General features: G+C 35.5%; 18 protein-coding genes and 1 CRISPR repeat array. Of the genes, 8 read left to right on the top strand and 10 right to left on the bottom strand.

The window, feature by feature from the left end; all coding sequences use genetic code 11:
• Positions 1-32 precede the first annotated feature (32 nt).
• The 4 genes from eno (at position 33) to AC5LXV_RS11710 (ending at position 5,419) form a co-directional block, all read left to right on the top strand.
• Positions 33-1,334, top strand: a complete 1,302-nt coding sequence (eno, locus tag AC5LXV_RS11725; protein ID WP_086358974.1) for a phosphopyruvate hydratase — start codon at positions 33-35, stop codon at positions 1,332-1,334.
• A 242-nt stretch (positions 1,335-1,576) separates the two neighbouring features.
• Entirely contained in the window at positions 1,577-2,521 is a 945-nt protein-coding gene (locus tag AC5LXV_RS11720; RefSeq protein ID WP_110433228.1) for a VirK/YbjX family protein, read from the top strand.
• A 109-nt stretch (positions 2,522-2,630) separates the two neighbouring features.
• The gene (locus tag AC5LXV_RS11715; RefSeq protein WP_493466526.1) at positions 2,631-3,539 is read left to right on the top strand and encodes a LysO family transporter; all 909 of its coding nucleotides are present in this window, start codon (positions 2,631-2,633) and stop codon (positions 3,537-3,539) included.
• Positions 3,540-4,012: 473 nt separating this feature from the next.
• Entirely contained in the window at positions 4,013-5,419 is a 1,407-nt protein-coding gene (locus AC5LXV_RS11710) for a hypothetical protein (RefSeq protein WP_493466525.1), read from the top strand.
• 378 nt (positions 5,420-5,797) lie between these two features.
• On the opposite strand, the gene AC5LXV_RS11705 is transcribed toward AC5LXV_RS11710, so the two are convergent.
• From AC5LXV_RS11705 to AC5LXV_RS11665, 9 genes are all read right to left on the bottom strand, one after another.
• Complete coding sequence (locus AC5LXV_RS11705; protein ID WP_493466524.1) at positions 5,798-6,316, bottom strand: methylated-DNA--[protein]-cysteine S-methyltransferase; 519 nt, start codon at positions 6,314-6,316, stop codon at positions 5,798-5,800.
• 112 nt (positions 6,317-6,428) lie between these two features.
• Complete coding sequence (locus AC5LXV_RS11700; RefSeq protein WP_493466523.1) at positions 6,429-7,193, bottom strand: histidine phosphatase family protein; 765 nt, start codon at positions 7,191-7,193, stop codon at positions 6,429-6,431.
• Positions 7,194-7,206: 13 nt separating this feature from the next.
• Positions 7,207-8,565: an OprD family outer membrane porin gene (locus tag AC5LXV_RS11695; RefSeq protein WP_493466522.1), complete on the bottom strand. Its 1,359-nt coding sequence runs from the start codon at positions 8,563-8,565 to the stop codon at positions 7,207-7,209.
• A 176-nt stretch (positions 8,566-8,741) separates the two neighbouring features.
• A complete protein-coding gene (locus AC5LXV_RS11690) occupies positions 8,742-9,563 on the bottom strand; it encodes a histidine phosphatase family protein (protein ID WP_493451428.1) in 822 nt (273 codons plus the stop codon).
• Positions 9,564-9,645: 82 nt separating this feature from the next.
• On the bottom strand, positions 9,646-11,037 hold the full coding sequence (locus AC5LXV_RS11685; protein WP_493444905.1) for a glycoside hydrolase family 1 protein: 1,392 nt from the start codon (positions 11,035-11,037) through the stop codon (positions 9,646-9,648).
• A gap of 3 nt (positions 11,038-11,040) precedes the next feature.
• Complete coding sequence (locus AC5LXV_RS11680) at positions 11,041-12,936, bottom strand: beta-glucoside-specific PTS transporter subunit IIABC (protein WP_493466521.1); 1,896 nt, start codon at positions 12,934-12,936, stop codon at positions 11,041-11,043.
• A gap of 178 nt (positions 12,937-13,114) precedes the next feature.
• Positions 13,115-13,954, bottom strand: a complete 840-nt coding sequence (licT, locus tag AC5LXV_RS11675) for a BglG family transcription antiterminator LicT (protein ID WP_493466520.1) — start codon at positions 13,952-13,954, stop codon at positions 13,115-13,117.
• A 200-nt stretch (positions 13,955-14,154) separates the two neighbouring features.
• Positions 14,155-16,029 carry a molecular chaperone HtpG gene (gene htpG, locus AC5LXV_RS11670; RefSeq protein ID WP_493466519.1) on the bottom strand — a complete coding sequence of 625 codons (1,875 nt, stop codon included), beginning with the start codon at positions 16,027-16,029 and terminating at the stop codon, positions 14,155-14,157.
• Between the two features lie 236 nt (positions 16,030-16,265).
• Positions 16,266-17,639 carry a sodium-dependent transporter gene (locus AC5LXV_RS11665; RefSeq protein WP_493466518.1) on the bottom strand — a complete coding sequence of 458 codons (1,374 nt, stop codon included), beginning with the start codon at positions 17,637-17,639 and terminating at the stop codon, positions 16,266-16,268.
• 982 nt (positions 17,640-18,621) lie between these two features.
• Between AC5LXV_RS11665 and ubiG the strand changes: the two genes are divergently transcribed.
• The 4 genes from ubiG to AC5LXV_RS11645 all read left to right on the top strand — a co-directional run bounded on the left by ubiG (position 18,622) and on the right by AC5LXV_RS11645 (position 23,799).
• Positions 18,622-19,332 (top strand): bifunctional 2-polyprenyl-6-hydroxyphenol methylase/3-demethylubiquinol 3-O-methyltransferase UbiG, encoded by a 711-nt coding sequence (gene ubiG / locus AC5LXV_RS11660; RefSeq protein ID WP_493466517.1) that lies wholly within the window; start codon positions 18,622-18,624, stop codon positions 19,330-19,332.
• Positions 19,333-19,455: 123 nt separating this feature from the next.
• A complete protein-coding gene (guaB, locus tag AC5LXV_RS11655; protein ID WP_493466516.1) occupies positions 19,456-20,919 on the top strand; it encodes an IMP dehydrogenase in 1,464 nt (487 codons plus the stop codon).
• Between the two features lie 238 nt (positions 20,920-21,157).
• Positions 21,158-21,485: direct repeats of the CRISPR family, unit length 28 nt; unit sequence GTTCACTGCCGTGTAGGTAGTTTAGAAA.
• Positions 21,486-21,597: 112 nt separating this feature from the next.
• Entirely contained in the window at positions 21,598-22,041 is a 444-nt protein-coding gene (locus AC5LXV_RS11650) for a hypothetical protein (RefSeq protein ID WP_493466515.1), read from the top strand.
• Positions 22,042-22,359: 318 nt separating this feature from the next.
• Entirely contained in the window at positions 22,360-23,799 is a 1,440-nt protein-coding gene (locus tag AC5LXV_RS11645) for a hypothetical protein (RefSeq protein WP_493466514.1), read from the top strand.
• 528 nt (positions 23,800-24,327) lie between these two features.
• On the opposite strand, the gene AC5LXV_RS11640 is transcribed toward AC5LXV_RS11645, so the two are convergent.
• Complete coding sequence (locus AC5LXV_RS11640; protein ID WP_493466513.1) at positions 24,328-25,257, bottom strand: hypothetical protein; 930 nt, start codon at positions 25,255-25,257, stop codon at positions 24,328-24,330.
• Between the last annotated feature and the right edge of the window lie 137 nt (positions 25,258-25,394).

The raw sequence follows: 25,394 nt of genomic DNA, 5'->3' as shown, positions 1-25,394 counted from the left end.
AGGTATATATCTGTCATATAGAGGAAAATAACATGGCAAAAATCGTTAAAGTACATGGTCGTGAAGTCATTGACTCACGTGGTAACCCAACTGTTGAAGCTGAAGTTCATTTAGAAGGTGGTTTCGTAGGTCTTGCAATCGTTCCATCAGGTGCGTCAACAGGTTCACGTGAAGCGTTAGAACTTCGCGATGGTGACAAATCTCGTTTTTTAGGTAAGGGCGTACTTAAAGCTGTTGAAAATGTTAATGGACCAATCGCCAAAGCAGTTGTTGGTAAAGATGCGTTAGATCAAGCAGCAATCGACCAAATCATGCTTGATTTAGATGGTACTGATTTCAAATCAAACTTAGGTGCTAACTCAATTCTTGCCGTATCTTTAGCGACAGCTAAAGCAGCTGCAGCAGCTAAAGGTGTACCTCTTTATCAACATATTGCTGATCTTAATGGTACTCCAGGTCAATACTCTATGCCATTACCAATGATGAACATCATCAATGGTGGTGAACATGCTGATAATAACATTGACCTTCAAGAATTTATGATTCAACCAGTTGGTGCTAAAACAGTACGTGAAGCAATCCGTATGGGTTCTGAAGTATTCCACAACTTAGCAAAAGTACTTCACGCTAAAGGCATGAATACTGCTGTTGGCGACGAAGGTGGTTTTGCACCTAACCTAGATTCAAATGCTGAAGCATTAGCTTGTATCAAAGAAGCAGTTGAAAAAGCTGGTTACGTTTTAGGTAAAGACATCACTTTAGCGATGGACTGTGCCGCTTCTGAATTCTACAACAAAGAAACTGGTAAATATGTATTAAAAGGTGAAGGCAATAAAGAGTTTACTGCTCAAGAATTCACTCATTACTTAGAAGGTTTAACTGAGCAATATCCAATCGTATCAATTGAAGACGGTTTAGACGAAAGCGATTGGGAAGGTTGGGCATACCAAACTAAAGCATTAGGTCACAAAATCCAATTAGTTGGTGACGATCTATTTGTAACTAACACTAAAATCTTCAAACAAGGTATTGAAAAAGGCATCGCTAACTCAATCCTAGTTAAAGTTAACCAAATCGGTACATTAACTGAATCTATCGCAGCTGTTAAAATGGCGAAAGATGCTGGTTACACTGCAGTAATTTCACATCGTTCTGGTGAAACAGAAGATTCAACAATCGCTGATTTAGCTGTTGGTTTAGCTGCAGGTCAAATCAAAACTGGTTCTATGAGCCGTTCTGACCGTGTTGCTAAATACAACCAATTAATCCGTATTGAAGAAGCTTTAGGTTCAAAAGCGCCATTTAACGGTTTAAAAGAAGTTAAAGGTCAATAATTCGTTTTTATAAACGATACCTTTTAATAAAACGGTGACTTAGTTCACCGTTTTTTATTACTTAAGCGATGATATAACACCATAAGGGTTGCGTTGCTTTGGGTTGTGTTGTACTCTTAGGCACTTACTTTGAAATGGTACCTTAAATTTGAAAATAATCATAAATATCTAATTGATAATTTATAATTTAACCACATTTAACTCTTTAATATATTAACTAATACGAATACTTTTTTCTGCTTATGAATAATATTACGAATATGTCCCAGCCTAAAAGTAAATGGCAACTTTTTAACTGGCTTTGTTCAGGGAAATTACCACTTAACGAATTATGGCTTAAACCGACTTATCGTTATAAATTTTTTTTTCGAACCCTATTTTTAAGTCCTATTACGCTTAAATTATTAGACAAATTAAGACAATACAAATTACTTGGTTACTATTTATCATGTCAAACTAATTTACCTTGTAAACTACAACGACCTTATTTAGCTTCTTGTTTGAGCCAACAAGAACGGTACGAGGCATTAGCTTATCATTATGATTTTTTAGCTAATCGCCCTGATAGTATGACAAAAGCCTTCTATAACTTAGATGTCCCCTTTGAATTGGCCAGTATTACGGCAAAAAATGAAGCCAATATAAAAATTGCGATTCAAGCACGTAATAAATATGCTCGGGAGGGTGAACTCAGCCTCTATTTTTATGATAATGATGGCATTGATTTAGCGACGTTAACTTTTACCATTGCGCAATATCAACAAAAGTCGACACTGTTTATTTCCGGCTTACAAGGAACAGGGCATCATGAAGCTCGAACTCGAGTACAACAGGCAACAAAACAGTGCTATGGACTTTTTCCTAAACGTGTGGCTGTTGAGGCAGCGTTAATTATTGCGAGTTATTTTCAACTTGAACAGATTATAGCGGTAGGTAATAAAACGCATGTCTACAACAACTGGCGTTATAACAGTCGACAAGAGAGAATCTTATCTGACTATGATGATTTTTGGTTAACCATTGACGGTAAACAAGACGAAAGATCGTTATTTATCTTACCGACACAAATCAACCGAAAATCAATCGAAGAGATTGCCAGTAAGAAACGTTCTGAGTATCGCAACCGTTATGCATTATTGGATGAACTTCAGAATAAAATTGAAACACAATTAGCGTCATTAATCTAATCGTATCAATTACTGTATTATACAAAAAATTGCTTGCCCAAAATGGCAAGCGATCTACAAAAGACCTAATTTTTACATTTTAAAATAAAAAAATTATAAGGAATAGAACATGTATTTTGGTATTCTTATTGCTTTAGTACCGCTATGTCTAGGTTATTTGATTAGATTCAAAGAGCAAAAATGGATCGCCAAAATAAACCAAGTCCTAAGCTGGATGGTCTATTTTATCCTATTTATAATGGGAACCGAACTAGCTCATCTCGATAATCTAGCAGCTAACTTAAAAGTCATCCTTTTTTATACTAGCATTATCTTTATTTGTACTTTTGGCGGTAATTTCATTTTCTTAGCCCTAGTCGATATATTACTGCCATGGCGCACCACCCACAGTAGCCAAACTTATGAGTCACGATTTAAAATGATCTTAGAATCACTGCGAGTATGTATTGCGCTCGTTTCGGGTTTTATTGCTGGGCTCTTTCCACTATTTATCTGGCAATATAGTGAAGATATAACTAAAGTCGTCTTAGTCTTTTTACTACTCCTTATCGGCATACAACTTCGTAGTAACAACATCTCACTAAAACAGATCCTACTCAACAAGGTTGGAATAGCCACCACTGTAATTGTATTACTAAGCACGTTTTTGGGTGGCATTGTAGCAGCACTAATAATGTCCCTGCCAGTACATGTGGGATTGGCAATGTCATCAGGATTTGGTTGGTATTCACTGTCAGGAATTCTCATGACCGAAGCTCATGGGCCAATCATAGGTAGCGCTACCTTCCTAAATGATATCTTGCGCGAGCTATGTGCTATTATTCTAATTCCTACATTAATTAAACGTTACAAACTCACAGCATTAGGCTTATGCGGCGCTACCTCAATGGATTTTACCTTACCCATGCTACAAAAAGGTGCCGGTGTCAGCATCGTGCCCCCCGCAATCGTTCAAGGTTTCTTATTAACCTTAATCATGCCGATTTTTATGACACTGTTTAATTATGGTGGGATTTAACCAAATTTGAAACGTATTGAAATAAAAATTTTTTATCATAATTTTAGAGATTAAATCAAAATTTAAATTTTATAAAGAATTATCAACTTTATGATATTAAGTTGTTTTTTTTCAATATATTTTGCTGGTGTTCTCAATATAAAAGTTCATTACACCACATTTTCATTTACAAATCTTTACATTAAAAACGATACAAATACATTATTTTAATTTAACATACTGATTCGCTTAAGTTAATAGAGCTTAGGAATGTTACGGGTAATATATCACATAAAAAATATATCTTATTGTATATATTTGTGATTTACCGTTAAAGTGTTATATGGAGCAGTAAAGACATGTTAAAATGTAATCGTAATCGATATCCTATGATTCTGGATAGGACAATTAAAATAAAATATTATCATTCAATTTATAAATCTATATTTTATACCTTTTCTTTAATCTCTTGTAGTTAGTTTACTTATCCCCTTATGTGCAAAACAATATTCAAAATAATAAATATTTTATTTTTTACGATAAATAAAATCTTTTACGTACTTATAATCCCTATCTTTCTGTCGCTATTTTCTACAGCATATGCTATTACCGTTCATACGACGAATATAATTCACGCCAGTAAACCAGAATTTATTCTGGAAACATCATGGCAAAAATTAGGCTTTACGGTTGATGGAGTACATTATAGTCAAGATGAAGCAACTATAACAAGTGATGAGATAAAATTTTTTAGTGGTGATTATCGATTTAGCGATTTTGTTATCGATCCTTCTTATTCAATGAGTAATTTAGACAGCTCTTTGAATTATTTCGATGCGAATGGAGATGTTGCTGATGATGTGGAGCCGTTTACGCTGAATCCTAATGTTTCTTATGAATGGTATGATGCGGATGGTAACGAAATAACTACTGGTCAACATAACAATATTATTGGCTGTGGTAGTGGATTTAAAATGCCTTTGCAATTAAAAATTCATATTGGTGTAAAACCTAACTCAAAATATGGAGTTCCTCGTCAAGGAGATTTCAGCGATATTTTGGTAAAGTATAAAATAGCTTCGAATCCAGAATTATGCTATGTAGCACCAAACTCATTAAAAGTATATCCAGATAATCAATGGTTGAGTTTCAATAATTCAAATAAATATAAAGGTTGGAATGTTGCCAACTTAACTTCAAGAAAGAGTGATGTCGGTGGTGGTTATTCTTCAGACTATGTGCCTAATTATGGTTTTAAAGTTAATCCATCTGGTGAACATTTTCCGACAACAGGTTTTCCTGGTGCTTCATTTAACTTAGTGGTTAGTGGTGCACAAACGGATTATGAATATTCATTTGTTGGTGATTCCACAGGTGTATCAGTTGATAAAAATGGCAAAGTTCTTCTTGAAAAAAAACCAAATGGTTCAATAACTGTTCAAATAAAATCGAAGCTAGAACCATCGTTCAATGTTAATTATACCTTTGATCCTACAAAAATCTGGGTTTATCCATATAATCCAAGATATCCAAATGGTAATTATAAGACACATTGGGATAAAGCTATAACTATATGTAGCGAAGACAATTTACCGTCATTCCAAGCATTAACCAATGCTCCAATGAACCCAGCTATTCTTACCATGGATTTTGATATGAATAATGGCTATACAAGAGCTATTGGTCAAGGCGTATTACCTGAGTGGGGTTATACAGTTCGAGATGCTTATCCTGAATCACGTTGGTCTTCGGTTACAAATGATAGGTATTGGACTAAGGATATCGATCCTAATAATAGAGCAAGACGGGTTGATGTAGATGCAAGTTCTGGGCATTTAGGTGTTGATTCAAGATGTGACCATTGTCCTGATTTTATAGTATGTATGGTTGATGTTAACTAAAATTAATCAGCTTTATGAGGACGTTAAGTATAATAATCTACAAAATTATTTATCTGATGTCCTCAATATCTGTAATGATTTGATATTAAAATCTCTAAAAATTAATGCAATACTCTCGATATAGTGAGATATTGCTATTTCATGAAACTACCTTTGTGAGTTTAAGATCTAGGTTGTTATTCAGTTAATTTGATTTAAATTTTATTTCTGGTTTTAAATAATATGTTATAAATTAAATAATTAATTATAATAAATGAAAATTATCAAGAATTTTTAACGATAGTTACATCACTTTTTTAACCGAAAAAAGCTAAAGGAAAGTTTTTAAATTCCTAATGGCATTAAATTTAAATTACTATCAAGATAGTGATGCTACAATTAAATTGAAATATGTAGCATATCAACTTTTTCGTGTTTAAGTAACCAAATTTTTTTATCAATCCCACCAGCATAACCGATTAAATTTCCATTTGCTCCTATTACACGGTGACAAGGAATAATTATTGATAGTGGATTATGTCCGACGGCGCCACCCACTGCTTGACTGGACATATGGGGTTTATTAATTTTTGAGCCTATCTGTTTAGCAATATCACCATAGGTGGTCACCTCGCCGTAAGGAATTTTTGTCAGTAAGTCCCAAACCATATGTCTAAACTCACTACCTTGTGGCGCCAAAGCTAATTGGCTAATTGCGGGTCTTTTACCGGAAAAGTAATCATCTAACCAATGTTTGGTTTGGTTAAAAATCGCTAAATTGGCCATTTCTTTTTTGTTCGCGCTTAGCATCTGACCAAAATATTTTTGTCCTTCAATCCAGACACCAACTAATTTACTTTGCTGACTAGCGAGAGTGATTTCCCCCATTGGCGACGAATAATGACTGATGTAGAACATAAAAAATCCTTACTTTGGTGATTATCAACTGTTTTATTATAACGAATTTTTAAGCAGTAAATATGGCGATGTTAAGAAGAAAAGACTCACCTTGGTGAGTCTTTTTTAGAAGTTACTTGCTAGCTTTACCTTTTTCGACATAGCTCATATCGCCTAATGATTCAACAATAAATTTGCCATCATCAGTATAACGGATTTTAGTTACGCTAGCGTTACCAAGTCCACTCGTGATTGGTTTGTCTAACATCTCTTCAACCATTGCCATAATAGCCATACCGTGAGAGACCACCAATACATTACCACCACCTTGTTCTTGAGCAGATTTAGCAATAGCCTTTAATGAGGCTTGCATACGAGTTTTAACGGCATTATAGTCTTCAGCTTGACCAGATTTCTCAACAGCTTTGATCGCATCCATGATTTTTTTAAGGGTAACTTTACCTTTAGCTAAATCAGCCATTAGGGCTTTGTCAGACTCATAACCTAGATGTTGTGCAGCTGGGTTCCACATGTTTGGATCAAGATCACCTTCAAAATCACCAAAGCAAGTTTCACGCAGGCCTTCCATTTCATTAATGTTTAATTTAGTTTCACCTTTAGATTCAAGTACGATTCTTGCTGTTTGTCTAGCACGACCAGAGTCACTTGAATATACCGAAATAAAATCAACATCTTTTAAACCTCGGCCAAGTTGCTCTGCAACTTCAATACCAGGTTTAGTAAGAGGCGTGTCTGACCATCCTTGAGCACGATGTACATTATTGAACATAGTTTTACCGTGACGAGTAAAATAGATATTTACATCGGCAGCAAATGATTGCGCGATTGACGCTGTAAGAATAGCGGTTAAGCCAATAAGTTTAATAAGTTTTTTCATAGTTTCGTCCTTTTTATAACAAGTTGAATCGATAATCAATAACGGTTTCTGCTGATAATGATGGTGAACGTTGAGCTTTACCGTCTCTTAATTTAGGGGTAACGTCTTTACTGCTCATGGTTTTATAAGACCAACCGTAACCAAATTTTGACAAAATGGAGAGGTTTTTAAATGTTCCACTGGTTGGTTTAAAGATGTTAAACACGTTAATTTCGCCATTTTTTAGGGTTTCGTGTTTATAGTTAAATTCTCCATAGTTTAGATACAAACCTGTGGTGTTATCTTTAAAAAAGTCGTAACCTAATACGCTGGATAATACGATTTCACCATCGCGCATATAGTCACCACCGGCTGCGGCCATACCGTTGTAGCGACCACGATTATTTTTACCTAAATGACGCCCATAAAAACCGATAGCCCCTTTACGGTTAGCGTTGGTATAAGCAATACCGAATTTGGCACTCCAGTCAGCTTCTTTCCATTCAACATCGGCTGCATAATGCCACGCGGAATCATCAAAATCACGCACGTTGGCTTTCATTTTGTCATGATTTTTAAGGGCAGTGCTACCGTAAATTTGTGAGCCGAAGGTGAGTTTATCCATCGGTTTATAAGCGAATTCGATAGCATGACGTTTGATGTAGTCCTTAGCCACGCCGTAAGAGTAATCGAGTTTTAGTGCTTTATCGTTATAAGCAATACCTGCAGTTTTGATATTATCGATTTCGTGCTTTCTATCTATGCTGTAAAAATGTACTTTTTGCGATGATTCTCGCGGTAAGGCACTGTCGATATAGGCTAATGATAACGCAAAGTTTGCGTATTTTAATACGCCACTATATCCTAAATAACTATAGCGAGTTAAATGTTGTGACGAACTCACTACACCCATATCTTTTAAACTATGCCAACCGACTTTACCATTAAAGTTGAGGTCTGTAGAATTGCCGAGTTTGACTTTGGCATAACGTTGAGTAAATTTGTTAAATCCATGGGCATTATGTTTATTTGGTTTTTTACCTGTGTTATAAAGTAAGTTACGAGTGGCAAAGTAGTCACTGGCTCCAAGTTTAATAACGTTGTCGTAAGTGAAATCGAATCCGAGGATATCTAACAAATAACCAGATTTGTAATTAAATGTGAATGCTTGACCCCATGCACTGTGAACTTCTTTAGGTTGGGATGCGTTTTCCTTCAAATACTTCCAATGGTTACGTGTTGAGAATTCAAATTTAGTATCTTTAAAAAAGTTTTGATCTAAGAAACTTTTATCTGAAAGACCTTTTTCTGCATTCGCCGAATTTGAATCTGCAGCTATCGCCACAAAGCATATAAAGTTAAGTACTGCTAATGAAAGATATTTTATTTTCATTGTTATTTCCTATCCTTTAAAAAAATTCTCCAAAAAAAAACCTAAATACCACCCAAACAATATTGCTTGAGTTGATATTTAGGTTTTGCCTGCAAAACAGTAACAATCCTATTCGACTAATTCAATTATTTAACTGATTTTATTATGGTATTAGTTTATTTTTTATATTAAATGATTTAATCAATTAATGATGATTTTCCTTGATTGAGGTAGTCCATATTACCAATTTCAACGACATTATATTTACCATTTTGATAAACAATTTTAATTACAGTAGCATTGGAAAGTGGTTTATTTTTTTCAGGGTTATCAGTCAAATCTGAAATCATGGCTTGCATTGACATCCCAGATGAAATCACCAATATATTTTTTTGATGTCGATACTGAGCATTTTTTACGATCATATTCAATGCGTATTGCGTCCGTTGTTTAACACGAGCGAAGTTCTCAGCGTCATGTTTATAATCACTTTTAGCAATAGCGTTGGTAAGTTCTGCTACTGGAATTTGCCCCTGTGCATAGCTTTTATAGAAGGTATCAACCGATTTATAGCCTAGTGTTTTCATCGCTGCCGATACCATATTGGCATTGCTACCACCTTCAAATCCGCCATAAAAGACTTCTCTTAACCCCTTTAATTCATTGATTTTGTAATCTTCCACGCCTTTTTGTTTTAACAATACTTGCATGGTTTCTCGTTGGCGACCAGCATCACTGGTATAATAGGCATCAAATTCGATTTGTTTCTCTTTAAATCCTTCGGCTAAATAGCGAGCGGTTTTAATTCCTTGGTCGGTTAATGGTGAATCCGCCCAGCCTTGAACTCGATCATAGGTATTAAATAGGGTTTTACCATGTCTAGCAAAATAGATGGTGATTGCATCGTCACTATTAGCATTAGCAGCCTTACTTGGTTGATGGCTACTACATCCAGTTGAGATTGCTGTTAATACCAGTATACTGGTGGTGAGTACTGCTTTAATGGTTTTATTTTTCATCATTAGCCCCGTGTGGCATTAAGTTATAGTTATACTGAATAAAGTCACAGGTAAAGGCTCGTAAACCCTACCTGCATCATTATTATTTTAATGTCGCTCCTTTGGATGAAATCACAGATTGGTACCAATAGAAGCTTTTCTTTTTATAGCGCTTTAGTGTACCAGAACCATCTTGGTTTAAATCCACATAAATAAAACCATAACGTTTAGTAACTTCAGCTTTTGATGCACTAATGAGGTCAATTGGCCCCCAACTGGTATATCCCATAACTTCAACACCGTCATTTATGGCTTCACGGATTTGTACAAGGTGATCGTTCATATAATTAATACGATAATCATCATTTACGGTACCATCGGCTTCAAGTTTATCTTTAGCACCTAAACCGTTTTCCACAATAAACAGTGGTTTTTGAAAACGTTCATAAAGTAGATTTAATAGGTAACGAATGCCAATCGGGTCGATCTGCCAACCCCATTCAGATGCTTTTAAATGAGGATTTGGTACCATATCAAGAATATTACCTTTTTGGCGAAGCGAATCGTCTGCCGTTCCACAACAACTCATATAGTAACTAAACGAGATAAAGTCGATGGTTTCTTTTAGATCTTCTCGGTCTTGATCGGTTATCGTTAACTCAATGTTGTTCTCTTTAAAGTAACGATTCATGTAGGTTGGATAATAACCACGAGCTTGTACATCACCAAAGAATAACCAACCATGATTTTCTGTGTGTGTTGCCCAAACATCTTCAGGTTTTGGAGTAAGCGGGTAGGCGATAGCACCAAGCAACATGTTACCTATTTTGGCATCAGGGATGATTTGATGACACAATTTTACTGCTCGACTACTGGCGACTAATTGATGATGAATCGCTTGGTAAATATCAGCCTTGCTGCTGTTACGAGCTAGACCAACTCCGGTAAAAGGTTCGTGTAATGACATATTAATTTCATTGAAAGTTAACCAATACTTCACTTTATCTTTATAACGTTCAAACACGGTTTTGGCATAGCGGGTAAAAAATTCGATGACTTTACGATTTCCCCAACCACCATATTGAGTTACCAGATAGTAGGGCATTTCGTAATGCGATAAAGTCACAAGTGGTGTAATGTTGTGCTTTAGCATTTCGTCAAACAATTTGTCATAAAAGGCGAGTCCTTTTTCATTTGGTTGTTCTTCGTCACCGTTTGGGAAGATTCGAGTCCATGCGATAGATGTTCTTAAGCAGGTGAATCCCATTTCGGCAAACAGCGCAACATCTTCGGGATAACGATGATAAAAGTCGATAGCCCGATCTTTAATGCCAGTAATATCGACTTTATTGCGATCGACGATGTCGCCAAATAGACCGTTAGGTGTGCAGTCAGATGTCGATAACCCTTTGCCATCTTCACAATATGCACCTTCAACTTGGTTGGCGGCAATAGCGCCACCCCATAAAAAATCAGTTGGAAAAGTATTTGCCATGTTTTACTCCTTGTTTGCACTTAACGCTAATAATGCGTCACCTTGTTGAACATCATTTTGTTTAAATACGCACGTTACATCAAGATAGTCATCACTGTTAGTAATAATAATTGGGGTAGTGACTTCAAAACCTGCTTGTTTGATTGCTTCAATATCAAAGCTTACAAGTCGCTCACCTTTTTTCACTTTTTGACCAGCTTCTACATGCGCTTCAAAATGTTGACCATCTAATTTAACAGTATCGATACCGATGTGGATGAGCATTTCAGCTCCAGAATCTGTCTGGAACCCGATCGCATGTTTGGTCCTAAATAATGAGACGACTTCACCATCTTCTGGCGCTACTGCTTCGCCCACGGAAGGAACAATTGCGACACCTTTCCCCATTAAACCACTAGCAAAGGTGGCGTCATTCACTTCTTTTAACTCTACGAGTTTGCCGGTCATTGGGCTCGAAATAGTAATAGTATTGCGCTGTATAATTTCTTCCGCTTTCTTTTCTGTACTACTTGATACTTGATTGCCGTCGGCTACATCTTTATTTTTAGGGATACCAAATAGATAAGTTACGATGGTTGCAACAACAAATGAGATTATTGAACCAAACACCACCGCATAGAATTTTTCGTCAATTCCTGTTGCGGGAATTAATTGCAAGAATGAAAAAACACTAATAAAACTAAACGAATAAATAACAGAATGGTAATAACCAATAATACCGCCACCAATCATGGATGAAACACAACCGATGATAAATGGACGCTTTAATGGTAAATTAATCCCATAAATTGCCGGTTCAGTTACCCCAAAAATCCCTGACAATACTGAAGAACTGGCTAACGTTTTAACTTGTGGATCCTTACTGCGTAACATAACAGCTAATACAGCACCGACTTGCGCAAATACTGCTGGGAATAAGATTGGGATCATAAAATCTTCATGATAAACCGAAATATTGTTCATCGCAAAAGGCACCAATCCCCAATGGATACCAAAAACAACCATCACTTGCCAAAGAGCAGCTAAAATCATGGAAGCAATAACCGAGTTGAGTTCATAAACAAAGATGATCCCGCTAGCAACACTATCACTTAAAAATGAGACAACAGGACCGATAACGGCGAAAGTTAATGGTACGGTAATTATTAAGCCAAAGAGTGGCGCAATAAATTTTTTGAACGAGTCATGCATTATCTTGTTAAAGTTACGTTCTAACAAGGAATAAAACCATGCAGCCAAGATTATTGGGAAAACCGATGAAGGATAAGGGATTAATTTAATAGGAATGCTAAAAAATTCTGTCTGTAATTCAAATTTATTACCTAACATGCCAACCACACTGGGATGAACCAATGCACCACCTAATGCCATACCTACATAAGGATTACCACCGAATTTTTTAACTGCTGAAAATCCTAGAATGATTGGTAAATAATAGAATGGTGCATCTGCAATGGCATTTAAAAAGTTATAAGTTGGATCGCCAGCTTTAACTACTTCCATTACTTGTAATATGGCAACTACACCTTTAAAAATACCGCCAGCAACTAGCACGACTAGTGCTGGTATAAAAATGCTCGATACCAGATCAATAAGTTTTGATACAATCCCTTTTTTGGCGCCAGCCACCTCATCAGTGGTAGGCTTTTCATTTAGGTTAGTTAATTCCATAATCGCATTAAATACATCAGCAACATTGTTGCCAATGACCACTTGAAATTGTCCACCGCTTTGCACGACAGTGATTACGCCAACTTGTTTTTTGACTAGTTCCGGGTCTGCTTTTGATTCATCTTTTAATACAAATCGAAGTCTGGTTGCACAGTGTACTAAACTAATGATGTTGTCTTTACCACCTACATGCTCAATAATTGATTCGGCAAGTTGTTTATTTTTCATAGCTTATCCTTATTTAAGCGCAAAAAAAAACCTAAGCCTAATAATTATAGGCTTAGGTTTTGCTTGCATCGTTAAAATTAACGAATGCAATAACAATCCAAAATTTGATATTAAATTAACATAAAAAGAGCCAACTTGTTGATAAGATGTTAGCTATTTTGTGACTTATATCACATAATTATTTTTTTAGCTCCGCTCTTAATCGTTCGATGTGAATTGTTAAGTACAAACTTTCATCGTCAGACAGCGGATGTTGATATTGTTGAATTAAATGTAAATCTATCTGTTTGGTGCAAAAATAGGCTTGTTCATATTTTTCGCGGATAATTTCGTACAATGTGGAATCTTGTTGAACGGGTTTACCTTGGCTTAGAATGCGATGCGCGAAAAACTTCAAATGTGTCACAAATCTCTGATAGGAAAGGCTATTTTCGTCATATTCGAACCGAAAATGATACTTAACGATATTTAAAATTTCGCGCATGATTTTGGTCATATTGACGATATTTGGCATGGTATCATTAAGCTCAGCATTTACAATATGAAACGTAATAAATCCAGCTTCATCTTCATGTAGTTGTATACCGAGACGCTTTTTAATTACATCTAAAGCATATAGCCCAATTTCGTACTCTTTAGGATAGAATTTTTTTATCTCCCAAATAAAGTTATTGGGAATATCAAATCCTTGTTTATGCCGTTCTATAGCAAAATAGATATGATCGGTTAATGAAATATAGATACTATCTTGTAATTTATTGCCTAAAAATTGTTTGGCATGATTGATAATAATATCGGATGTGGTATGAACCTCGATCGGGATCTCAGAAAGCAGTTCAGCAAATTTTGGCAGTATTTCCTGATTATGCAAAGAAAACTGTTTTTCGATAAGTTTAGGATCGATTGGGTCACCTTCCCGTTTTTTAAAGCCTACTCCTCGGCCAGTAACAATCAATTCATTTCCTTTGGGATCTAAAGTCACTACAACATTATTATTTAATATTTTATGAACTTTCATTAGATTCAGTCTGAATTATAAGATTGGGTTATTATCTATCGCTAATTGAAAATGGAAAGCAGTAATATAAAAAAATGTGACTGACTTCATAATTTTGAAAAAAATAAATTGATTATTCTCAAAAAAAGTCATCAAAAACAGACAAAAAACCCGATAGGCAGGGCATATCGGGTTTAAGATTAGATGAATAACTTAATCTATTATTGGGCAAGCAATTTATTCATTGTTTGTATAAATTTGCTTGGATCACTTAACGAACCTTTTTCAGCCAGTAAAGCTTGATCTAATAGTAACTCGACCCAATCGCCAAATGCGACGTCGTCTTGAGTATCAGCTACACGTTTCACCAGTTGATGATCTGGATTAATTTCAAACGTATATTTGATTTCTGGCGCTTTTTGTCCTGCAGCAGCAAATAGTTTTGCCATTTGGGTTGACATTTCATCAGCAGCAGTAGTCACTATCGCAGGCGTATCAGTTAACCGATGGGTTAATTTAACTTCTTTAACTTTGTCGCCTAATACTTTTTTAACACGTTCAATAAATGGTTCAAGCTCTTTTTCAACTTGTTTTTGTTCATCACTATTTTGATCGGCTAACTTTTCGATTGATTCGTCAGATTTACTGATAGATTGGAACTGTTTGCCATCAAATTCAGTTAAATTGCTCATCATCCACTCGTCAATACGATCAGAAAGCAATAACACCTCAATACCTTTTTTACGGAATAACTCAAGGTGAGGGCTATTTTTCGCTGCACCGTAGCTATCAGCAGTAATATAATAGATCTTCTCTTGACCTTCTTGCATACGGCTGAGGTAATCTTCTAGCGATACAGTTTGTGCATCACTATCACTTTGCGTGGTTGTAAAGCGTAATAATTTCATAATCGCTTCACGATTTGCATAGTCTTCGCCAGTACCTTCTTTTAAGACTAAGCCAAATTCACTCCAAAATTGTTGATATTGTTCTTTATCATCTTTGGCAAGTTTGTCTAGCATTTGTAAAACACGCTTAGTACATGCATTACGTAGGTTTTGCGTGACTTTGTTATCTTGTAAGATTTCACGCGATACATTCAATGGTAAATCATTTGAATCAATTAGGCCTTTCACAAAACGTAAATAATTCGGCATAAATTGTTCAGCATCGTCCATAATAAATACACGTTGCACATATAGTTTTAAACCATGTTTATTATCACGATTCCACATATCCCAAGGTGCTTTAGATGGAATATAAAGCAAACTAGTGTATTCTTGTTTACCTTCAACACGATTGTGACTCCAGCTTAATGGATCAGCGAAATCATGTGAAATATGTTTATAAAACTCTTTATACTCATCATCACTCACTTCTGACTTACTGCGAGTCCAAAGTGCTTGTGCTTTGTTGACTTTTTCCCACTTAACTTCTTTGCTCTCTTCGTCAGTGGTTTGCACTTCAACGGGTAATGAGATGTGATCAGAATATTTGCTGATAATTGAACGTAGGCGCCAATCATCTAGAAACTCTTTTTCATCCTCTTTTAAATGTAAAGTGATTTCAGTACCGCGGGTTTCTTTTTCCGTATCAGAAATAGTGTATTCACCTTCACCGGCTGATTCCCACATTACCGCTTGATCAGCATTTGCTGTAGCAGCACGGGTTTTTACTGTTACCTTATCGGCTACAATAAATGCAGAATAGAAGCCAACCCCAAATTGACCAATCAATTGACTGTCTTTAGCCTGATCACTACCGATTGATTCTAAGAAGGCTTTAGTACCTGATTTGGCGATCGTCCCTAAATTTTCGATGACTTCATCACGCGTCATACCAATACCATTATCAGCAATGGTTAAGGTGCCGGCTTCTTTGTCGGTTGAAATACGAACACCAAGCTCAGCATCACCCGCATATAAATTAGCATTTTCCAATGCTTTAAAACGCAGTTTGTCGGCTGCATCAGAAGCGTTTGAAATAAGTTCTCTTAAAAAAATCTCTTTATTCGAATATAAAGAGTGAATCATTAAATGCAGAATTTGTTTAACTTCGGATTGAAATCCACGCGTTTCAGTTCCTTGCTTACTCATTGACTAATACCTCAACTATATTTAGTAAACTCAATTAAAAATCATCGGCAACGATGAGTTAGGTTTTAATTGATTAACTTTGACATAATGTTTTGATTAATTGTTGTAATGCTATATGGGAATAAAAAAAACAATTTCAAGAGACAATATTGTTATAAACAATTGATTGCTGATTTTTTAATTCATCATCCAAAAAAAAGCCCTGATAGTTATCAGGGCTACTGTTGATAATTAAATTATCGAGTTTCTGGTAAAAATCCACAAATTAAAATTAGAACCACGGCAACCGGAATAACGACGCGAGTTAATACAGTCCACACACCAAACCAGAAGTTGCTTAAGTTAAGTTCTTTACGAATAACTTTTTGATTCATCATCCAAGCACCAAAGATAACGGTACCTAATCCTGTCACAGGCAACATAATTTTACTGGTTAGATAATCAAGAAGATCAAAGATACCTTTATCAAATAGTTTAACATCTGCCCATTCGTTGAATGATAAAATACAAGCGATACCTAGAGCCCAAATTAACACACTACTCACCACGGTTGCCGTTTTACGGCCCATGTGAGTTTTTTCTTCTAAAAGCTCTACTGTTGGTTCAAGTAGTGAAATTGACGAGGTTAATGCAGCAAAAGTTAGGAAGATAAAGAATAAGCAACCTAAAATCGATCCGGCGGCCATATTACCAAAAGCAATTGGTAAGGTTACAAAGATAAGACCAGGACCTGAACCCGCTTCTAATCCATTAGCAAATACTAATGGGAAGATTGCCATACCTGATAACATCGCAACGATTACGTCTAAAATGACCACAGTGCGAGCCGTAGACAATAAGTTCACATCTTTTCCAAGATAAGAACCATAAGCCATCATAATCCCCATACCTAAAGACAAGCTAAAGAATGCATGACCTAAAGCTGCTAAAATTGCTGTGCCATTTAATGCAGACCAGTTTGGTGTGAATAAGAAATCAAATGCTTTGCCAAATGATGATCCACTTACGATTGCCGCATAAGCAACTAAGATTAACAATAGAACCCCTAAACCTGGCATCATTACTTTACAAGCACGCTCTAAACCAGCGCCAACACCCATTGCAACAATAATGGTATTAGCTGCCATAAATACGGTATGCCAGATTAATAAGCTATTGGTATTGCCAAGGAAGCTACTAAAGATTTGACCAGTGGCTTCACCATCTACGCCATTAAACGTGCCATTAATAGCTAAAAAGATATAATCGGTTGCCCAGCCACCAATTACACTATAAAACGAGAGAATCAAAAATGAGCCAAGTACACCAATGATGCCAACCCAACGCCATAATTTTGAGCGGCCTTCTGATACTGCAACATCTTCCATGGTATGAATTGGATTTTTTTGTCCGCGACGACCAATTAACCATTCTAAAACTAAAATAGGCAAGCCAATTACAAACATAAATAGTAAGTAGGTGAGCACAAATGCTGATCCACCCATTTCACCTGCCATATATGGAAATTTCCAAATATTACCTAAACCCACAGCAGAACCAGCAGCTGCAAGCATAAATCCCATGCGAGAGCTCCACTGTGAATGACTTTTCTTCATAGTACCTGTACTCATGAATATATTTTCCCTTGAGTTTTTTTGATTAAATATTTAATTTCTAGCATCAGCCGAAGCCTAACTATTTTTAGATAAATTAAGCGCTAAATCATGCCATGAATTAAGTCTATAAACAAGAAGACATTATCATTTATAACGATAGTCAATAAAAAATTAAATCGTAAAAGTTAAGTTTAGTGGTGCTTTGAAGTGGTTTAGTGTAAAAAAAGCAATAAAAATTTTGAGGAACGGGGTTTTTGAAACTTAAATTCCTACTTATTGCTAACCCTTTTTTTTAACATAAAATAAAATCATTAAAAATCAATATATTAAAAAATCACTTAAAAAAAGGGTTTTGAATAGTAAAATTGCGCTTTGTCTTTTTGCCAACTGCATTTATAGTATATTGGATTCTAGTTCACTGCCGTGTAGGTAGTTTAGAAATGTTTTTCTGTGCCTTTTAATTTTGGAAAATTGTTCACTGCCGTGTAGGTAGTTTAGAAAATTCACAGATTTGTAATAATTCCAGTTAACTGGTTCACTGCCGTGTAGGTAGTTTAGAAAAAACCTGTCGAAATACATTTCATTGTTCGCGCGTTCACTGCCGTGTAGGTAGATTTAAATTTTAAGCCATTACATTATGTTGACGAAAAAGATTGAAGATCATGTCAAATATGCCTTTTTGACAAGGATATTTATGTTCTAAAACAAATAATAGATAATGTATAAATACTTAACGTCAAAAAAATTAGTCACGTAATGAACAGCTAGTTTCGCTGTCGATGGCGAAAACTAGTGGGGGGGGTAACCCCCTTATTCGAAAATATCCTTTGTACTAAAATCCCCTCACAAATTATTTAAACCTCTAAACGTTAGTAAGCTAAAACAGTTCAGTGTGATAAAAAGTTGGGAAAAAGAGAGCATGAAATCTTTGATATTGCTAATCATCAGTTCATCGCATATATTACATAAAAAATCCATTTCTTTATAAAAAATAGTCATGACACTAAATATCGATTTAAACGAGATAGATAAGTTTGCAAAACTTGCTACCCAATGGTGGGATCCTAATGGTCAATGCAAACCGTTACATATTATTAATCCATTAAGAGTAGATTATATAAAACAACAATCCGGTGATCTAAATGGAAAAAATGTATTAGATGTTGGTTGTGGTGGTGGTATTTTGTCAGAGAGTCTTGCAAAACTAGCGGCTAATGTAACTGCAATTGATCTTGCTGAAGAATCATTAGTGGTGGCAAAATTACATGCCGAGCAAGATGGCCTTTCAATTAATTATCAAAAACAGACTGTTGAACAGCACGCAGAACACTATCCAGCACATTATGATGTGATTACTTGTATGGAGATGTTAGAACATGTGCCTGATCCGTTTTCTATTATTAATGCCTGTGCCAAACTGCTTAAACCGAACGGGCAACTCTATTTATCCACTATCAATCGCAACAATAAAGCCAAACTTATGCTGATTTATGGCGCGGAATATATTGCGCGTTTAGTACCAAAAGGCACGCATGATTTTAATCGCTTTATTCGTCCTTCTGAATTAATGGATTGGGTTGAACATGCTCATTTAACCGTTAAAGATATTATTGGGATGGAGTATCATTTACTTAGTAACCAATTTCGTTTAGGCCGTAATGTTGATGTGAACTATATTTTAATGGCTGAAAAAAACGAGAGTGATTAAAAAGAGCGCAACAGTTAACTCCTGAAAAATAAATATTAAATTCTACTGGTCTTTTATATCAAAAGTAAGTAGAATACATCGGCAATATTTTATCAACAATCCAACTCAATGGTGAATATTGTCATGTCTCGTATAGTTAAAGAAGCCCTCACGTTCGATGATGTTTTATTAGTTCCAGCCCATTCAACTGTTTTACCCAATACTGCTGATATTACAACTCAACTGACGCAAACCATCAAATTAAACATTCCAATGCTATCTGCTGCAATGGATACCGTTACTGAAGCCGAACTTGCTATTGCTCTTGCTCAAGAGGGTGGCATTGGTTTTATTCATAAAAATATGTCAATTGAAGCTCAAGCTGAACATGTAAAGCGCGTTAAAAAACATGAAAGTGGCATTGTGCAAGACCCAGTATCAGTACTACCAACGGCGACTATTAAACAAGTGATCGACTTAGCTAAGGAGTATGGCTTTGCAGGGTTTCCAGTGGTGACTGAATCACAAGAATTAGTTGGTATCATCACGGCTCGTGATGTTCGTTTTGCTACAGACTTATCATTGTCTGTGACTGCGGTAATGACACCGAAAGAGCGCTTAGTCACTGTTAAAGAAGGTGAATCTCGAGAAAGTGTTTTGAAAAAAATGCATGAATATCGGGTTGAAAAAGTATTAGTTGTTGATGATCGTTTCCACTTAAAAGGCATGATAACTGTTAAAGATTATAACAAAGCTGAACAAAAACCTAATGCTTGTAAAGATGAAAAAGGTCGTTTACGTGTTGGTGCCGCAGTGGGTGCTGGTGCTGGTAACGAAGAACGTATAGCTGCTTTGGTTGAAGCTGGGGTTGATGTTTTACTTATCGATTCATCACACGGCCATTCAGAAGGCGTACTTGAACGTATCCGCCAAGCAAGACAAGCTTATCCAAATCTACAAATTATTGGCGGTAACGTTGCCACTGGAGAAGGTGCTAAAGCACTAATTGACGCAGGCGTTAGTGCAGTAAAAGTGGGTATTGGCCCCGGTTCTATTTGTACCACTCGTATTGTAACCGGGGTAGGGGTGCCGCAAATTAGCGCCATAATGGATGCTGTCGAAGTAGCAAAACAACACAATATTCCGGTTATTGCTGATGGTGGAATCCGTTTTTCAGGTGATATCGCTAAAGCTATTGCAGCTGGTGCAGCTTGTGTTATGGTTGGCTCAATGTTTGCCGGAACAGAGGAGGCACCGGGCGAAATCGAATTATTCCAAGGTCGTGCTTATAAATCTTATCGTGGTATGGGATCACTTGGTGCAATGGCGAAAGGATCATCTGATCGCTACTTCCAATCTGATAATGCAGCTGACAAACTAGTACCGGAAGGTATTGAGGGCCGAATCGCTTATAAAGGGCTATTAAAAGAGATTATTCATCAACAAATGGGTGGCTTACGCTCATGCATGGGATTAACAGGTTGTGGCACTATCGATGAATTACGCACAAAATCGAAATTCTACCGCATTACTGGCGCAGGTATGAAAGAGAGTCATGTTCATGATGTTCTAATCACCAAAGAACCACCTAACTATCGAGCAGGCTAATAACGACAAATAAAAAGGGATTGAAGACAATCCCTTTTTTATTTGTGAAAAATATTCAGTAAAAGTTTAGAAGCGGTTTTTTGAAAAATAACATTCCCTCAATTACTATCCCTTTTTTTAGCAAAAAATAAAATTGTTAAAAATCAGATAAATATAAAGTCGTCCTAAAAAAGGGTTTTTGCAAATAAAAATCCACTTTTACTTTTTGCCAACAATGTTTATAGTATGCTGTGTTCTAGTTCACTGCCGTGTAGGTAGTTTAGAAACTGGTAACGAATCAGATATTAACGATTGTGGCGTTCACTGCCGTGTAGGTAGTTTAGAAAATTAAGCGGTAAGAAATTGGGATTTTTTGCAGGTTCACTGCCGTGTAGGTAGTTTAGAAATGTACAAGTCCTTTAACTGGAACCTCGACGGAGTTCACTGCCGTGTAGGTAGTTTAGAAAACCCAAAACCTTCTAATGTGTCTTTATAACTAGTTCACTGCCGTGTAGGTAGTTTAGAAAATGCGCGGTAAAATTAACAATTTATGTTTAACGTTCACTGCCGTGTAGGTAGTTTAGAAATCGGCAATGAAGATAGCTCCCTCAAAAGAGGCGTTCACTTCAGTAAATGACGGTTTTTTTATTGCCCAAATCTGTTAAATAACATACTATTACCCCAAAAAAGGAGAATGGTATGAAAAGAATTGTGTTGTTAGGTTTGGTTTGCTTTACGTTGTCAGGTTGTGGTGACGAGAAGGTGACAAAAGGGTATCTTGTTGGTAAATGGGAGTGTAAACTAGAACAGTTTTCAGCCAAAAATGAGAATGGAAAACTGTCCGATTCTGCAAAAGAAGGCGAGGTTTCTTTTGTAAGTGAATATAAATTAGATGAAGGTAAACTATATGCTAAAAAAGATAACTCTAACAATTGGGTAAACATGAATATAGTTAATGAATATACGAGTAAAACTGATGTTATGTTTGAAGATAAATTTAGGTCAACTTTAATGACTAAAAAAAATGATAATCAATTCTTTATTAAAGAAGAATTTTTTGTAATGAGAGAGAATACTGATAACAAAAAAGAATATGTAGTTTTTCAAATAAATTCGGAAGGTTTATGCACAAGAATAAAATAATTTTTATTAAATTTATTTAATCTCTAAAATCTATGCCGAGAGGCTGAGGAATAAAGTTCACTACCGAGTAAGGTTCACTGCCGTGTAGGCTGCCATTCTCCTCAAAAAACTGAGGAAAATTTCTATAAGATTCAAATCAGTATTTACAACGCACTAATTAATAATAACATTTACAAAAGTTAACAATTTAAATTTCAAAAGCATTTACATGGATTTTTTCTATTACTATACTTAGTAACTATTATTAATTCAAAATTAGGTTGGCATTTAATTGTTTATATCATAACATATATGATATAAATCATTAAGTTAATTGACATGAATGTCTTTATTTATTATCACATGGAACAACTGACCACCAGCCAAATCAACCCTTTAAATTCAGCTAATCTAAGTAATAAACCAATCATTTTACTTTTATTTACGTTATTTTTTTTAGCTTTTAGTCCAAAAAGCCAAGCAATCACAGCACATACCGTAAATACCATTATTGGTAGTAAACCGAAAGTTGTCGATATGGAAGTGGCTGCAAAAAAACATGGCTTTAGCTTAAATGGTGTTTTTTATAGCTCAAACACGCATAATTTAAGCGATACAGGTATTAATGAATTTGATGGTTTAACAAAATTTAGTGATTTTCTTATTAAGAACTATTCTGCAAATGATTTAGATAATTCGTCTAATTATATTGATTCTGATGGCGATAGTATTCGCAATAATATGCCCTTTGTCGTCGAACAAACAATTTACAATTGGTTTGACAATAATGGAGGAATAATTCCTGATAGCGATAAACAACATATGATTGGCTGTGGAAGTGGTTATGCGTTACCGTTAACGTTGACAATAACAACCTCAGTAAAAACTTATTCTGAATATGGTAACCCGAATGAAAGCGAGGCAGTAGAGATAACTAAAATATATAAAATTGCACCTACAGGTGATGTATGTTATCTAAAACCAAATTCAACTAAAGTTTTTCCTTCAGCGCAATGGCGTGGTAGTGATGCACAAGGGAATATGTACCCATGGAATTCAGGTCCAATAAAACGAGATCCCAATCATGGTGGTGGCTATACTGAAGATTTTATTGTTGATAAAGGTTTTAGAGCTAGGCCAATTATTTCAGATAAACCCTTTCCTACTACAGGTTTCCCTGGTGCAGAATTTCAATTAATAATGAATTATTCTCAAGATAGTTATATTTATAGTGTAGTGGTTAATCCTGGTAATGTAGCAACAGTTGATCAAACAGGTAATGTTTTGTTAAGAGCTAAACCACCAGCAGGTAATGGTGATATCGTTGTCCGAGCTACATTAAAATCATCCCCTAACAAATATTTTGATTATAAATTTAATCCAACTTCCGTTTGGATAGAACCTCAGAGTGTGGGGCGTTATGATTGGCAGACTGCATTTAACCGATTTTGTGGAGGAATAGATGGCTTCCCGACTCGTAAAGATTATTCTAACTCACCTGTAGTTAATGTTGGTCCTAATTGGAATCGTGATGGTAAATGGAATTTTTCTACTAGGGCAATTGATCAAGGACTTTATCCTGAGTGGGGATATATAAATCGTCGTAGTTATCCAAATTCCAACTGGGAGTGGGATGCAACGACTTATTTTACTAAAGATCCTAATTCTGCTACACAATACTTCATTGTTTATCTACATGATGGTGGGCTATTGCCTGCTCCTCGCCCTGCGGGAGATACTGCTGGAGATAATGTTGCGTATATTGCTTGTAGAAAATAACATTTTTTAAACTAGGTTATGCTTTATTGTCATCGATGCTTGACCTAATAAGTTATCGCAAAACAGATATCATTGATCTTTATTGATATTGTAGCGAAATGGCGCACGGATATCATGGAATCAAATAGTATTAGTTAAACAATGAACTACGCCAGACATTAAAAAACTGAATTAGTTTTTCAGCGACTTTTGAAAAGTATTTTTCGGCTATATTCCATTACATTTTTCAAAGCGTAAATAGCTTATAATTTCAATGAAAGCAGCAAACTTTATTACCATGCCTCTAAATATTGTGTTTTTTTACTTTAGTGCTGCTTCTATTTGCTTATGCGGTACTGAAACGATAGCAAAACTAATCTAATATATTATTACTATGGCTGAGAGCTTTTTTATCTATAAGGTCTGGAAGATTTAATCCGATAGTCATAAAAAAAGACCGCGTCGTTATCTGACGCCGTCTTTTAATTCAATTAGCTTATCACACCTTGACAAACAAGCGCTATATTCTAAAAAGCTATTTGATTTTAATTATTTTTCAATTTTCTTTTCAAATCTGACAGAATAGCCCATTCCTCTTTTACTGTAGGCCATTTTAGCTTGATAACAAGGAAAGGTATCGGTAATTTGACGTTCTAAATTATTTTTTTGACTCCATTCTAATTTTTGCGCGTCTAAGGCAGCTATTTTATCAGCACATGAATTAAAGGTATTAATGAATTCCTCATCATTTTCAGTGAAGAATTTTACATGTTTATCACTTTCTCTATCCCAAGCGTCTTCCCAACTTTTTCTACAGGCGTTGGAAGAGTAGATATCTTCAGCACAATAAATTGATTTTTTGGCTTCGACTGTTTGGATATCAGCGTTAGCTAAATCTTCTTTGGCTTTTTCTTCTAAAACTAACTCAGCAACGCTACAGTTTGAATTTGGTCGTTTATCTAATTTACATAAAGAACCCATTTGCTCTTTAATACTCTCAAATGGTAATTTTATTAACTCTTTTTTACCTTCATCAACTTTTTCGTTATAGATTATTTTCCAAGCTTTACATTTAGGAGAACGTGTTGAGAATAAGGCATTGCACTCATCAACTTTTAAATATTCATTGATCGACTCTTGCCATGATTTGCCCGCTACTTGGTTTTTTATCGCTGTTAGTTCGGTTTCTAAAGCTTGTTTTTGCTCTGCTTCTTTACGTTCTTGTTCTAATTTTTCTTGTTGTTTTCGATCTTCCGTAATAGCACTATCCGCCGCTAGACATTCTGGGTCTTGTGTTATTTTTGTAAACAATTTTTCATCATTTTCCTTCATAGCTTTGTATAAAGTTTTATCGCACTCATTTAATTTTTCTTTAGCGGAATCAATATGTTTTGAATAGTACTCTTGATTTTTTTCTTCACATCCAGCCAAAGCTAAACTGGCTACTAATAAAAGTGCTAGCACTTTTAGGTCTTTCATCATCTCTCCTATTTAACTTAATCAAAAAGTTAAGTAATAATTATTATATATATTGTTGGGTATAATTCTAAATGTTAGAAAAAAAGATAAAGCACAATTTTTTTATAGCCTTTAATGTAAAGAGTATTTATTATAGC

The organism is Gilliamella sp. LMG 34359 (assembly GCF_984569085.1).
The sequence above is the reverse complement of the archived record's forward strand: the minus strand, read 5'-3'. Positions and strand labels throughout refer to the sequence as shown.